The following is a 13,158-nucleotide window of genomic DNA, read 5'->3' as shown; positions in this document are numbered from 1 at the left end:
GGAGAACCCCCATGGCATCCACGCCTCGCATTGTCATCATCGGAGCTGGGATTGTTGGCACCAACCTCGCCGACGAACTGGTCACCCGCGGTTGGAACAACATCACCGTCCTTGACCAAGGACCCCTGAACATGCCGGGCGGTTCCACGTCCCATGCACCAGGACTGGTGTTCCAGACCAACCCCTCAAAGTCCATGGCCCTCTTTGCCAAGTACACGGTGGAGAAGCTCCTCTCGCTGACCGAGGATGGCCAGAGCTGCTTCAACCAGGTGGGTGGCCTGGAAGTTGCCACCACCGAAACCCGCTTGGCGGACCTGAAGCGCAAGCTGGGCTACGCGGCGGCATGGGGCATTGAAGGCAGGATCCTCTCCCGCGAGGAATGCAAGGAGCTCTACCCGCTCATCAACGAGGAAGACATTCTGGGCGGCCTGCACGTCCCCAGCGACGGCTTGGCCCTGGCTGCCCGCGCCGTCCAGCTCCTGATCAAGCGCACGGAAGCCGCCGGAGTCACCTACTTGGGCAACACCGCCGTCACCGGCATTGAGCAGGAGGACCGCCGCGTCACCGGAGTACAAACTCCCGACGGCGTGATCCCCGCGGACATCGTGGTTTCCTGCGCCGGCTTCTGGGGTGCCAGGATCGGCGAGATGATCGGCATGTCCGTGCCCCTCCTGCCGCTGGCACACCAGTACGTCAAAACCACCCCCGTCCCGGCGCAGAAGGGCAAGAACGAACAGCCGAACGGCGCTTCCCTGCCCATCCTGCGCCACCAGGACCAGGACCTCTACTACCGCGAGCACGGCGAGCGCTACGGCATCGGTTCCTACGCCCACCGCCCCATGCCCGTTGACCTGGACGAACTCGGCACGTATGCGCCGGAATCCATCAGTGAACACAACATGCCCTCACGCCTGGACTTCACCCTGGAAGATTTCCTTCCGGCCTGGGAAGCCACCAAGCAGATCCTGCCCGCCCTGCGCGAAAGCGAAATCGAGGACGGCTTCAACGGCATCTTCTCCTTCACCCCGGACGGCGGCTCGCTGGTAGGCGAGTCCAAGGAAGTGGATGGCTTCTTTGTTGCTGAGGCAGTGTGGGTGACCCACTCCGCCGGCATTGCCCGCGCCGTTGCCGAGCTCCTGACCACGGGCAAGTCCAGCATCGATCTTGGCGACTGCGACATCCACCGCTTCGAAGAAGTCCAGCTGAACCCGGAATACGTCAGCGAAACGTCCCAGCAGAACTTCGTGGAGATCTACGATGTGATGCACCCGCTCCAGCCCAAACTTTCCCCGCGCAACCTGCGCGTCAGCCCGTTCCACGCACGGCACAAGCAGCTGGGCGGCTACTTTCTGGAGGGCGGCGGCTGGGAGCGTCCGTACTGGTTCGAGGCCAACGCCGAGCTCCTCAAGGAGATGCCGGACGAGTGGCAGCCGCCGGCACGTGATGCCTGGTCCGGTATGTTCAGCTCGCCCATTGCGGCAGCTGAGGCATGGAAGACGCGTACTGCCGTGGCCATGTACGACATGACTCCCTTGAAGCGGCTGGAAGTTTCCGGCCCGGGGGCTTTGAAGCTCCTGCAGGAACTGACCACGGGCGATCTCGCCAAGAAGCCCGGAGCAGTGACCTACACCCTGCTCCTGGACCACTCCGGCGGCATCCGAAGCGACATTACTGTTGCCCGGTTGAGCGAGGACACCTTCCAGCTGGGTGCCAACGGCAACATGGATACCGCCTACTTCGAGCGGGCCGCCCGGCACCAGACGGCCAACGGAACGGCAGCCGACTGGGTCCAGGTCCGCGACACCACCGGCGGCACCTGCTGCATCGGCCTCTGGGGACCCCTGGCCCGCGACCTGATGGCCAACGCCAGCAGCGACGATTTCACCAACGATGGCCTGAAGTACTTCCGCTCCAAGAAGGTCACCATCGGCGGAGTCACGGTGACCGCCATGCGCTTGTCCTACGTGGGCGAGCTCGGCTGGGAGCTGTACACCAGCGCAGACAACGGCCAGCGGCTGTGGGACGCGCTGTGGAAGGCCGGCCAGCCGTACGGCGTCATCGCCGCCGGGCGGGCAGCGTTCAGCGCCCTTCGACTCGAAAAAGGCTACCGTTCGTGGGGCAGCGACATGACCACCGAACACGATCCTTTCGAATCCGGGCTTGGCTTCGCGGTGAAGATGGCCAAAGAGAACTTTGTTGGCAAAGCCGCCCTTGAAGGCAGGAGCGAGGAAAGCTCGTCACGCCGGCTCCGCTGCCTGACGGTCGACGACGGCAGGAGCCTTGTGCTGGGCAAGGAACCGGTGTTTTATAAGGACCAGGCCGTTGGTTACGTCACCAGCGCTGCCTACGGTTACACCGTCAAGAAGCCCATTGCCTACGCCTACCTCCCTGCCGCTGTTTCGCTTGGCGATTCGGTGGAAATTGAGTACTTCGGCCGCCGCATCCAAGCCACTGTTACTGAAGATCCCCTGTACGACCCCACCATGAGCAGGCTCCGCGGCTAGGCCGGGGACCGTGCGGAAGCCAGCGCAGGCATAGACATGATCAGTTCAGAGACAATCAGCGATTACCTTGCACGGCTTGCTGCCCGCCAGCCCACACCCGGTGGCGGCGCAGCGGCAGCACTTCACGCAGCCCAGGGCGCAGCCTTGGTAGCCATGGTGGCCCGGTACAGCACGGGAGCGGCCTATGAGCAGCATGCGGACCTCGTTGGCCACATCACCCTCGCCGCGGACCGGTTGGTTGCAGCGGCGCTGGAGTTGGCCGACGCCGATGAGCGCGCTTTCCAGGGCGTCATCGATTCCTACAAGCTGCCCTCCGGAACCGAGGAGCTCAAGGCTGCCCGTGCTGCGGGCATCCGTGATGCTTTGGTCCAGGCAGCGCAGACACCTGCCCAGCTGATCGGGCTGGCCGGGGAAGTTGTGGAGCTGGCCACGGAGCTCTTCGAGATCGCCAATCCCAACGTCATCAGCGACGTCGCGGCTGCCGCGGACGCTGCACGAGCGGCGGCCACCACGGCCCGGGTCAATATTGACATCAACGTTGTGGCGATCAAGGACGTTGAGGCCCGTGCCCGCCTGGCGGGACAGACCGACGGCCTGGGGGAGAAAGTGGTCTCCGGCGCGGATTCCCTGGCGGCCCGGGTCCGCGAAAGGATCCTGGCGTGAACGCTGTGAATGCTGTGGATCCTTCCAGGACGGACACTGCGGTGCTGTCAGGCAAAGAGTTGGCGTCGGTCATCAAGCAGCGCACCCTGGACCTGCTGGATGCCGGGAATCCGGACCGGAAAGGGCAGCGCACTGCCCTGGCCGTTGTGGTGGCCACGGGCGACGAGTCGACACTCTGGTATGTCGGTTCGATCGAACGTTCAGCAGAGCGCATAGGGATTGATTGCAGGATTATCGATCTTGGCCCGGATGCCACTGAAGAGGCGATTGCGGGCGTGCTCCGGGACCTTGGCTCGGATCCGTCCGTCAACGGCATCATTCTGCAGACCCCGCTCCCCTCCGGCGTGGCAGCCGAAAGGCTGGTGGGACTCATCGCTCCGGAGAAGGACATCGACGGCGCCAACCCGCTGAGCCTGGGCCGGCTGGCAGTGGGCCAGCCTGCCTTCGCGCCCGCCACAGCGCGGGCCGTGGTGGAACTGTTGGACCACTACACGGTTCCGGTGGCTGGAAAGGACGTTGCCGTCGTCGGACGCTCCGCCGTGGTGGGCAAGCCGCTGTCCCTGCTGCTGCTGGCCAAGGACGCAACGGTCACCATGTGCCACTCCAAGACAGGTGACCTGGCGCGCCATACCAAACCGGCCGACGTCGTGGTGGTGGCGGCAGGGCGGACCGGGCTGCTCAACGGCAGCCACGTCTCGTCCCATACGGTGGTGGTGGACGTCGGCACCAATGTCCTGCCCGACGGTTCCCTGGTGGGGGACGTGGACGAGGCAAGCGTCACCGGGGCGGCCGCTGGATTGTCGCCGGTTCCCGGCGGGGTTGGTTCGGTCACCACCGCGCTCCTGCTCCTGCACACCGTGGAAGCCGCCCGGCAGCAGTCCCGCAGCGGGTTGCTGGCCGCTTCCACTTCCCGGATCTGAAGGGTCTCCCATGCATTCCAAAGCTCCACGCGAGAACATCGACGAGTCAAAGCTCACCGTCAGCAAACCGAAGACCAAGGCGGTGGGTATCCCCGCTGTTGCCAACGCGTTGAAAATCTCACTGGAGCAGATGGGGCCGGTGCGCAGCGTCCAGACCCTGCTTGCGGTCAACCAGCTGGACGGCTTTGACTGCATGGGCTGTGCGTGGCCCGAACATGAGAAGCGCAACGCGGCGGAGTTCTGCGAAAACGGGGCCAAAGCCGTGGCGGAGGAAGCCACCCGGCGCAGGGTTACCCCCGAATTTTTCGCACACCACTCCGTGGCGGACCTCAAGACCCGTGACGATTACTGGCTGGGACAACAGGGCCGGCTGACCCACCCGATGTTCCTGGACGAGGGCGCCACCCACTACAAGCCCATTGCGTGGGACGACGCCTACGCCCTCATGGCCGACGAACTCCGGGGCCTGGACAACCCGGACCAGGCGGTGTTCTACACCTCCGGGCGCACGTCCAACGAAGCCGCCTTCGTGTATCAACTCCTGGTCCGCGGAATCGGCACCAACAACCTCCCCGACTGTTCCAACATGTGCCACGAATCCTCAGGCTCGGCGCTGGTGGAAACCATCGGCATCGGCAAAGGCTCCGTGAGCCTCACGGACCTGGAAACCGCCTCCCTGATTTTCGTAGCCGGCCAGAATCCGGGCACCAACCACCCCCGCATGCTCAGTGCCCTGGAAAAGGCGAAGAAGAACGGCGCCATCATTGTGTCCGTGAACCCGCTTCCCGAGGCCGGGCTGCTGCACTTTGAGAACCCGCAGCACGTTGCAGGCATGGTTTCCGGGATCCAGCTCACCGATGACTTCCTGCAGATCCGCGCCGGTGGGGACCAGGCGCTGTTCCAGGGACTCGGCAAGTACCTGGTGGAAGCCGAAGCCGCCGGCCGCAGGACCCCGGGCCTGGACACTGTGCTGGACCACGATTTCATTGGCCGGTACACGGTGGGAATCGACGACTACCTGCGCTCCCTGGAGGAAGTGGAGTGGGATGACATTGTGGAGGCCACCGGCCTGACACTGGAGCAGATCCACTCCACCGGAGAGCGGCTCCTGGCTTCCAACGCCACCGTGGTGTGCTGGGCCATGGGCCTCACGCAGCACAAGCATTCAGTCCCCACCCTCCGTGATGTGGTCAATGTCCTGCTGCTCCAGGGCAACATCGGCAAGCCCGGCGCCGGGGTGTGCCCCGTTCGCGGCCACTCAAACGTCCAGGGTGACCGGACCATGGGCATTTTCGAGAAGATGCCGGAATCCTTCCATGACCGCCTGGACCGGGAGTTCGGGTTCGCCTCCCCCAGGGAACACGGCTATGACACCGTTGCTGCCATCCGTGCCATGCGGGACGGGAAAGTCCGCTTCTTCATGGGGATGGGCGGCAACTTTGTCCGGGCCGCTCCCGACTCCGAAGTGACCGAAGACGCCTTGGCCAACACCGCCCTGACCGTCCAGATTTCCACCAAGCTGAACCACTCCCACCTGGCCACCGGCCGGCGCGCACTGATCCTGCCAACACTGGGCCGCACCGAAAAGGACACCCAGCGCACCGGAGACCAGCGGGTCACCGTGGAAGATTCCATGAGCGCCGTCCATGCCTCACGCGGACGCCTCAAGCCAGCCAGCGAACATCTCCACTCCGAAGTGGCGATTGTCTGCAACCTGGCGCACCGGCTCTTCACCGATGGGCATCTTCCGCTGCCCCAAACCCCCCAAGCTTCCTGGCTGTCCTTAAGGGACGACTACTCCCTGATCCGGAAACACATCGAGGCTGTCTTTGACGGATTTGAAGACTTTGAAGAGCGCATCAAACACCCGGGAGGCTTCGTGCTCCCCCACCCGCCACGCGATGCCCGGAAGTTCGACACCGTATCCGGCAAGGCGCACTTCACCGGCAATGAACTGGAGTACATCAAGGTTCCTCCGGGACGCCTGGTCCTGCAGACCCTCCGCTCCCACGATCAGTACAACACCACCATCTACGGCAAGGATGACCGGTACCGCGGCATCCACGGCGGCCGCAGGGTGGTCCTCATCAATGCCCAGGACATCACGGAACTGGGGTTCGCCGATGGGGAGATGGTCCACCTGGTCTCCGAGTTCCACGGAGTGGACCGCCGGGCCGAGGACTTCCGGATCGTCTCCTACTCAACCCCCAAGGGGTGCGCCGCTGCGTACTACCCGGAAACAAATGTCCTGGTGCCGCTGGACTCCGTGGCCGACACCAGCGGCACCCCTACCTCCAAGTCCGTGATCATCCGGCTGGAACGAGCCTGAATCCAGCCCCACATTTTCCGCACCACCAGCCCACAAAGGAGTGTCATGTCAGGAAACAAAGCAGTCGCCTACAAGGAACCCGGTGTCGTAGAAATCATTAACACCGAGTATCCGACCTTCGAGTTGAAGGATGGGCCGGGTGTGAACCCAGCCAACGTGGGCAGGAAAGTTCCCCATGGTGTCATCCTGAGGACGGTCACCACCAACATCTGCGGCTCTGACCAGCACATGGTCCGTGGCCGCACCACGGCACCGAAGGACCTGGTCCTTGGACACGAAATCACCGGCGAAGTGGTGGAGGTGGGACCCGACGTCGAGTTCATCAAGGTAGGCGACATCGTCTCCGTTCCCTTCAACATCTCCTGCGGACGCTGCCGGAACTGCAAGGAACAGAAGACCGGTATCTGCCTCAACGTCAACCCGGACCGCCCCGGAAGTGCCTACGGCTACGTGGACATGGGCGGTTGGGTGGGAGGGCAGGCCGAGTACGTCCTGGTCCCCTACGCAGACTGGAACCTGCTGCGCTTCCCGGATCGGGACCAGGCACTGGAAAAGATCATGGACCTGACCATGCTCTCGGACATCTTCCCCACAGGCTTCCACGGCGCAGTCACCGCCGGCGTGGGCGTGGGCTCCACCGTGTACGTTGCCGGAGCAGGCCCCGTGGGCATCGCCGCTGCCGTTGGCGCCCAACTGTTGGGGGCCGCCGTCGTGATTGTGGGCGACATGAACGAAGACCGCCTGGCCCAGGCGCGGTCCTTTGGCTGCGAAACCGTCAATGTATCCAAGGGTGATCCCAAGGACCAGATTGAGCAGATCCTGGGGGTTCCCGAAGTGGACTGCGGCGTTGACGCCGTGGGCTTCGAGGCCCGCGGCCACGGCAAGGACGCTTCCCACGAGGCACCGGCAACGGTTCTGAACTCCCTCATGGACATCACCGCCGCAGGTGGCGCGCTGGGCATTCCCGGCCTCTACGTCACCGGCGATCCGGGCGGAATCGATGAGGCAGCCAAGCACGGTTCCCTCTCGCTCTCGCTGGGAACCGGCTGGGCCAAGTCCCTGTCCTTCACCACAGGCCAGTGCCCGGTGATGAAGTACAACCGCCAGCTGATGATGGCCATCCTGCATGACAAGGTCCAGATCGCCAAGGCCGTCAACGCCCAGGCCATCCCGCTGGAAGACGCTCCCCGCGGCTACGCGGAGTTCGACGCCGGCGCCGCCACCAAGTTCGTCCTGAACCCCAATGGCTATGTGAAGTCGTAGACCGGGGCTGCGTGCGGCCCGTCTAGGATGAGGACCATGGCCGCACGCAGCACCCCGGACGGTGACAAGGAGCTGGACGCCCAGGCAGGTGGCGTCCAGTCGGTGGACCGCGCCCTCCAGATCCTGGAAATCATCGCCCGCAAAGGCGACGCCGGCGCCAGTGAAATCGCCGAGGAAATGGGCGTGCACAAGTCCACCGTATCCCGGCTGGTGGGCTCGCTGGTGCACCGCGAGCTGGTCAGGCAGGACAGCGAACGCGGCAAGTACCAGCTGGGCTTCGGCATCCTCCGGCTGGCCACCTCCATTCCGGGCCGGCTCAGCGTTGTTCGTGAAGCCCGCGAGGTCTTGGAATCGTTGGCCGCCGAGTACAAAGAGACGGTCAACCTTGCCGTGCTGCGCTCAAACTATGCGGTCAACGTGGACCAGGCCATGGGTCCCTCCACCCTGGCCACGTATGACTGGGTTGGCGGCTTGACTCCCTTGCATGCCACCTCCAGCGGCAAGGTTCTCCTGGCTGCACTGACCACTGACGAACGGACGCAGGTATTCCACGCTGTAGGCCTGCCCGCCCGCACCGCCACCACCGTCACCAACCGGACAAAGCTGGAACGGCAGCTGGAGGAGATCGCCAACCAGGGCTATGCAGTGGTTCGCGGGGAATTCGAGATCGGACTCACCGCCGTCGCCGTCCCTGTCTTCAACCACACCGGTGCCGTCATAGCGGCAGTCAGTATCTCGGGTCCGGCGTTCCGATTCTCGCCTGAAGAGCAACCCGGACTCATCGACGGTCTTCGCGAAGCGGGGCTGGCCATCAGCGCCAAGATGGGTTTCCGCGGGCTCTAGCGCGGCCGCGCCATGTGCAATAGCCGCCATGATATGAAACATATCTATCAAAGCCAATTGATATATCAAATTGCCTTCAAAGAGCCGAAAACCCTTGACTTTGGGTGTGACGGAGCGCACTCTGTTGCATACCGCGAACGTTGTTGATCCCTGCGGAACGCATGCCGGGATCGGGCCGCTGAATCCCCTCCGGTCGCGGTCAACCCTTCCGGCTCCCAACGCCGGTCCGCCAATAACGCAAGACCATGACTCGCCGAGCAAAGGACCCGCTCATGGCTACAAACAGCGATACCAGATCTGATTCACCCGACACTATTGAATCCGCAATCCTCGACGCTGAGGACGGAGGTGCAGAACCCCTTCCTGATTCAGCCGAATACGCGGAAATCCTGGAAGAACTGCGCCATGCCAAGACCGAGCAGGCTGTTTCAGCCCGCCGGAACCGCAAACTTACCCTCGACAAAGTCACCTTCGGAATCACGGGCGCCATCGCCGTCGCCTTCGTGGTCTGGGGCTTTGTGGGAAGGGACAGCCTGTCCGAGACTTCCAAGGGTGCCCTGAACTGGGTCATGGAATACACGGGCTGGCTGTTCATGGTCCTCGCATCACTGTTCGTGGTGTTCGTCCTCTGGCTTGCCCTGGGCAAGTTCGGCAACATTCCCTTGGGGAAGGACGGTGAAAAACCGGAATTCAGGACCGTCTCCTGGGTATCCATGATGTTCGCCGCGGGAATGGGCATCGGCCTCATGTTCTACGGTGTGGCCGAGCCGCTCTTCCACTACATCTCCCCGCCTCCCGGCACGGTGGATGGCCGCACCCCCGCAGCCGTCCAAACAGCCATGGCCACCTCGCTCTTCCACTGGACCCTGCACCCCTGGGCCATGTACGCAGTGGTGGGCATTGCCATGGCGTACGGCACGTACCGCTTGGGCCGGAAACAGCTCGTGTCGGCTGCCTTCACGTCCCTGTTCGGCATCCGGATGGTGGAGGGACCCGTAGGCAAGTTCATCAACATCCTCGCCATATTCGCCACCCTCTTCGGCACCGCCGCATCGCTGGGCCTGGGCGCACTGCAGATCGGCAGTGGCATGACCTCCAATGGCTGGCTTGGCGAAGTGGGCACCCCGGTGCTGGTTGTTATCGTGGCCATCCTGACGTTCTGCTTCGTGGCCTCCGCAGTCTCCGGCATCAGCAAGGGCATCCAGTGGCTCTCCAACATCAACATGGTCCTGGCCGTGGTGCTGGCCATCATCGTGTTCATCGCCGGCCCCACGCTCTTCATTCTCAACCTGTTCCCCTCGGCGATTGGTGACTACGCACGGGATCTTGCCGAGATGTCCTCCCGTACCGAAGCCGTGGGAGATGAAGCACTGCGCAGCTGGTTGACCAGCTGGACCATTTTCTACTGGGCCTGGTGGATTTCCTGGACGCCCTTCGTTGGGCTCTTCATTGCACGCATCAGCCGCGGCCGCACTATCCGCCAGTTCGTCACCGGCGTGCTGCTGGTACCCAGCATCGTCAGCGTGATCTGGTTCTGCATCTTTGGTGGAGCCGCGTTCAACGTGCAGCAGGAGGCGGACAAGGCCGGCACTCCCGGCCTGGTGACCATGGTCAACGGCGCACCATCCATCAACTTTGATGGCGCACTCTTCGATCTGGTCAAGAACCTGGGCATGCCGGAATGGCTCACTGCCGCCGTGATCGTGCTGGCAATGGTCCTGGTGGCGATCTTCTTTGTCACCGGAGCCGATGCCGCATCGATTGTGATGGGATCGCTGAGCTCCAATGGAGCGGAACATCCACGCCGCGGAGTCGTCATTTTCTGGGGTTGCCTCACCGGTGCAGTGGCTGCCGTCATGCTGCTGGCAGGTGGCGACGAACCATCCGAAGCCCTCTCCGGGCTCCAACGGGTCACGATCGTGGCGGCACTGCCGTTCATTATTGTGATGTTGCTGCTCTGCTTCGCCCTGGTGAAGGACCTGCGCCGCGATCCACTGACCCTGCGCCGCCGTCTTGCTACTTCAGTGGTGGAACGGGCCATAAGTTCCGGCATGGAACAGCACGGCAGCGTTCAGTTTGGCCTGGTCACCAAGCACGACTGCGTTGAAAAGTGCGCCGACGACGACTGCCCCGGTGGCACCCACACCGCCGGCATCCCCGCTGTTGACCGCCCAGCAAAAGACCACTGACCACCGCTTCATCCGTAGACACAGCAAAGCAGCCCCGGATCTGATCCGGGGCTGCTTTGTGGTTACTCCAGGTTATTGCGGGAGTTGCCGGGCTTACTTGGGCATCAGCACCGAGTCAACCAGGTACACCGTGGCGTTGGCGGTCTGGACGCCACCGCAGATGACGTTGGCGCCATTCACGGTGAGGGCGTCCTTGGTGCCTGCGACAGTCACTTCGCCACCCTGGACAGTCTTGTGGGTGCCTACGATCTTGTCCGGGGACAGCTGGCCGGGGACTACGTGGTAGGTGAGGATCTTGCTCAGCAGGGCATCATCGGTCTTGAGCGTTTCGATGGTGGCCGGGTCGATCTTTGCGAAGGCGTCATCAACCGGTGCGAACACCGTGAATTCGCTGCCGTTCAGGGTGGAGACCAGGTCAACCTTGGGGTTGAGCTTGCCCGAGACAGCGGCGGTGAGGGTCTTGAGCAGCGGGTTGTTGGAAGCAGCGGTTGCTACCGGGTCCTTGGCCATTCCTGAGACCGAACCGGCACCGTCCGGAACCTGTGCGGCGTAGCCGGCGCAGCCGGGGCCTACAAGGTTGGCGGCGGGATCCATGGCGGCGCTGCTCATGGGGGACGACGACGGCGACGGCGCCATGGACGACGGAGCGGCAGAGGAGCTCATGGGAGCCGGGGAGGACGAGGCCGGTGTGCTGGTAGTGCTGGAGCCACCACAGGCCGTGAGTCCCATAAGTGCGGCTGCAGTGAGGCCAACGAAGGCGAGGGCGGGGCGCTTTGTGGACAACATGTCATTCTCCTTGTTCTGCGGAACCTGGGCGTTGGTTCCATCGGTTGTGGGACACGGGCGGCCCGGCTTTGCTTGTGCTTCACTTGCGTCTGCGTCACCGGCTTGTTTGTGTCTCACCAGCTATTCGGCGGTTGGGATGGGATGGATGGGTGCGGATTGAAAAAAGTTTTTTAAATCTTTCCAATCCCCGTCCCGCCGCAGGTATCCAGCGTCCGGCGGCGGAGGTCTAGGATGGGCGGCATGGCTATCGAGGTTCGCCCGGCAACCGTGTTCGATGACGTCAGGACCATGGTTGGTCCCAAGCGTCCGGATGCCAACGTGTGCTGGTGCCTCAGCTACCGGATCCCGTCACAGCTGAATCTCAGTTTGCAGCGCGAAGCCCGCGGTGACTACGTGAAGAAGCTGGTCGCCGAGGATCCTCCCCCGGGCGTTCTGGCGTACGACGGCGACGAAGTAGTCGGGTGGGCAGCGGTCCACCCAAGAGCGGACACCGCCTTTGCCAGGAACCGGAAGATTCCTGCCGTTGACGACGCCGAGGTGTGGTCTGTCTGGTGCATCCGGGTCAAGCCGGGGCATCGCGGAAAGGGAATTTCCCATCAACTGCTCCGGGGTGCCATCGAGTTTGCCAAGGCCAACGGGGCCCCGGTGATCGAGGGCTACCCCGTGGACAACAAGGGCGGGAAGGTGGACCTGACCATGGCCTACGTTGGAACACGCCGGCTCTTCGAAAAGGCGGGTTTCAAGAAGGTAGCCCAGACAACCTCAGTGCTCAACGGTTTCCCGCGGGTCCTCATGCGCCTGGACCTGGACCCCGGTGTGGGCCGGGCCTGACCTGAATGGCCTAACGCACCTGCAATCCGGAAGTCATCCGGTGGGCTTCCTCCAACAGCAGCTTGCCCAGGAACTCTTGCCGCTCGGGCCGGAACCGGGGCTCGATTCCGGTCAATGACAAGGCCCACGCGGGCCTGCCCTGGGTATCAAACACCGCGGCACCCATTCCCCAGCTGCCCTCCAGGATCAGTCCCGGGTTGACGGAGTAGCCCGCCAACCGCGTCCGTTCCAGGTTGGATTTCACCACCTCCGCGGAGTGCCCTTCCGCGAAACTCCCGGAATGCGTGGGCCAGTCATTCAGCAGTTCCTCCTGCTCCTGTGGAGGCAGGAAGGCCATGATGGCGGTTCCTGCGGATGCCACGCCCAACGGGAACCGGACGCCCTCGTGCAGCACGAAGGACCGGACCGGAAACGAGCCTTCTTCCCTGAGCACGCACACGGTTTCGTTCCCGCGACGGATGGAGAAGAACGCGCTTTCCCCTGTTTCCGCGGCAAGCCTGCGCAGTGAGGGCCTGGCGATGTCCTCCATGGGGAAGCGGGCTGCTGCCACGGAACCCAGCAGGAAGATCTCCGGCCCCAACACCCATTTGCCGGTACTGGGCTGATGCTCCAACAAGCCCTCGGCGGCAAGGGAGCTCAGCAGCCGGTGGACGGTGGGACGTGTGAGGCCGGATTCACGGACCACGCCGGCCAGGGACATCCCCTCAGGCTTGCGGCCTACCAGCCGCAGCAGCTGCGCCACCCGGCCCACCACTTGGGCTCCCTGCACCGGCATCGACAACTCCCTCTGAAAAGTGTCCATAATGTGGATCTCTGGATGAGATCGGTCC

Annotated in this window: 10 protein-coding genes; 8 read left to right on the top strand and 2 right to left on the bottom strand. The window is 63.5% G+C overall.

Features of this window, described 5'->3' with window-relative positions; all coding sequences use genetic code 11:
- Nucleotides 1-11: 11 nt before the first annotated feature.
- The 7 genes from JOE60_RS02155 to JOE60_RS02125 all read left to right on the top strand — a co-directional run bounded on the left by JOE60_RS02155 (nucleotide 12) and on the right by JOE60_RS02125 (nucleotide 10,711).
- Entirely contained in the window at nucleotides 12-2,504 is a 2,493-nt protein-coding gene (locus JOE60_RS02155) for a GcvT family protein (RefSeq protein ID WP_167265350.1), read from the top strand.
- Nucleotides 2,505-2,540: 36 nt separating this feature from the next.
- Nucleotides 2,541-3,167, top strand: coding sequence for a cyclodeaminase/cyclohydrolase family protein (locus JOE60_RS02150; protein WP_167265352.1), 627 nt, complete (start codon nucleotides 2,541-2,543; stop codon nucleotides 3,165-3,167).
- Nucleotides 3,168-3,172: 5 nt separating this feature from the next.
- Nucleotides 3,173-4,087 (top strand): bifunctional 5,10-methylenetetrahydrofolate dehydrogenase/5,10-methenyltetrahydrofolate cyclohydrolase, encoded by a 915-nt coding sequence (locus JOE60_RS02145; protein ID WP_338112558.1) that lies wholly within the window; start codon nucleotides 3,173-3,175, stop codon nucleotides 4,085-4,087.
- Nucleotides 4,088-4,097: 10 nt separating this feature from the next.
- Complete coding sequence (locus JOE60_RS02140) at nucleotides 4,098-6,416, top strand: FdhF/YdeP family oxidoreductase (RefSeq protein ID WP_167265354.1); 2,319 nt, start codon at nucleotides 4,098-4,100, stop codon at nucleotides 6,414-6,416.
- Between the two features lie 45 nt (nucleotides 6,417-6,461).
- Nucleotides 6,462-7,679 carry a formaldehyde dehydrogenase, glutathione-independent gene (gene fdhA / locus JOE60_RS02135; protein WP_167265357.1) on the top strand — a complete coding sequence of 406 codons (1,218 nt, stop codon included), beginning with the start codon at nucleotides 6,462-6,464 and terminating at the stop codon, nucleotides 7,677-7,679.
- A 36-nt stretch (nucleotides 7,680-7,715) separates the two neighbouring features.
- Nucleotides 7,716-8,522: an IclR family transcriptional regulator gene (locus tag JOE60_RS02130; protein ID WP_167265359.1), complete on the top strand. Its 807-nt coding sequence runs from the start codon at nucleotides 7,716-7,718 to the stop codon at nucleotides 8,520-8,522.
- A gap of 272 nt (nucleotides 8,523-8,794) precedes the next feature.
- Nucleotides 8,795-10,711 carry a BCCT family transporter gene (locus tag JOE60_RS02125; protein ID WP_167265361.1) on the top strand — a complete coding sequence of 639 codons (1,917 nt, stop codon included), beginning with the start codon at nucleotides 8,795-8,797 and terminating at the stop codon, nucleotides 10,709-10,711.
- Between the two features lie 93 nt (nucleotides 10,712-10,804).
- Here JOE60_RS02125 and JOE60_RS02120 read toward each other — a convergent pair whose 3' ends face one another.
- The gene (locus JOE60_RS02120) at nucleotides 10,805-11,497 is read right to left on the bottom strand and encodes a fasciclin domain-containing protein (RefSeq protein WP_167265363.1); all 693 of its coding nucleotides are present in this window, start codon (nucleotides 11,495-11,497) and stop codon (nucleotides 10,805-10,807) included.
- Between the two features lie 240 nt (nucleotides 11,498-11,737).
- On the opposite strand from JOE60_RS02120, the gene JOE60_RS02115 reads away from it, so the two are divergent.
- Nucleotides 11,738-12,328: a GNAT family N-acetyltransferase gene (locus JOE60_RS02115; RefSeq protein ID WP_167265365.1), complete on the top strand. Its 591-nt coding sequence runs from the start codon at nucleotides 11,738-11,740 to the stop codon at nucleotides 12,326-12,328.
- Between the two features lie 10 nt (nucleotides 12,329-12,338).
- On the opposite strand, the gene JOE60_RS02110 is transcribed toward JOE60_RS02115, so the two are convergent.
- The gene (locus JOE60_RS02110) at nucleotides 12,339-13,130 is read right to left on the bottom strand and encodes an IclR family transcriptional regulator (protein WP_239528791.1); all 792 of its coding nucleotides are present in this window, start codon (nucleotides 13,128-13,130) and stop codon (nucleotides 12,339-12,341) included.
- Nucleotides 13,131-13,158: the final 28 nt, after the last annotated feature.

Source organism: Paenarthrobacter ilicis, from assembly GCF_016907545.1.
GTDB classification, from domain to species: Bacteria; Actinomycetota; Actinomycetes; order Actinomycetales; family Micrococcaceae; genus Arthrobacter; species Arthrobacter ilicis.
The sequence above is the reverse complement of the archived record's forward strand: the minus strand, read 5'-3'. Positions and strand labels throughout refer to the sequence as shown.

Excerpts from the sequence above, each read along its gene's own strand:
- JOE60_RS02115 (WP_167265365.1), top strand. The coding sequence starts at position 11,738 with ATGGCTATCGAGGTTCGCCCGGCAACCGTGTTCGATGACGTCAGGACC.
- JOE60_RS02120 (WP_167265363.1), bottom strand. The coding sequence starts at position 11,497 with ATGTTGTCCACAAAGCGCCCCGCCCTCGCCTTCGTTGGCCTCACTGCA.
- JOE60_RS02140 (WP_167265354.1), top strand. The coding sequence starts at position 4,098 with ATGCATTCCAAAGCTCCACGCGAGAACATCGACGAGTCAAAGCTCACC.
- JOE60_RS02110 (WP_239528791.1), bottom strand. The coding sequence starts at position 13,130 with ATGGACACTTTTCAGAGGGAGTTGTCGATGCCGGTGCAGGGAGCCCAA.
- JOE60_RS02125 (WP_167265361.1), top strand. The coding sequence starts at position 8,795 with ATGGCTACAAACAGCGATACCAGATCTGATTCACCCGACACTATTGAA.
- JOE60_RS02130 (WP_167265359.1), top strand. The coding sequence starts at position 7,716 with ATGGCCGCACGCAGCACCCCGGACGGTGACAAGGAGCTGGACGCCCAG.
- JOE60_RS02155 (WP_167265350.1), top strand. The coding sequence starts at position 12 with ATGGCATCCACGCCTCGCATTGTCATCATCGGAGCTGGGATTGTTGGC.
- fdhA (WP_167265357.1), top strand. The coding sequence starts at position 6,462 with ATGTCAGGAAACAAAGCAGTCGCCTACAAGGAACCCGGTGTCGTAGAA.
- JOE60_RS02150 (WP_167265352.1), top strand. The coding sequence starts at position 2,541 with ATGATCAGTTCAGAGACAATCAGCGATTACCTTGCACGGCTTGCTGCC.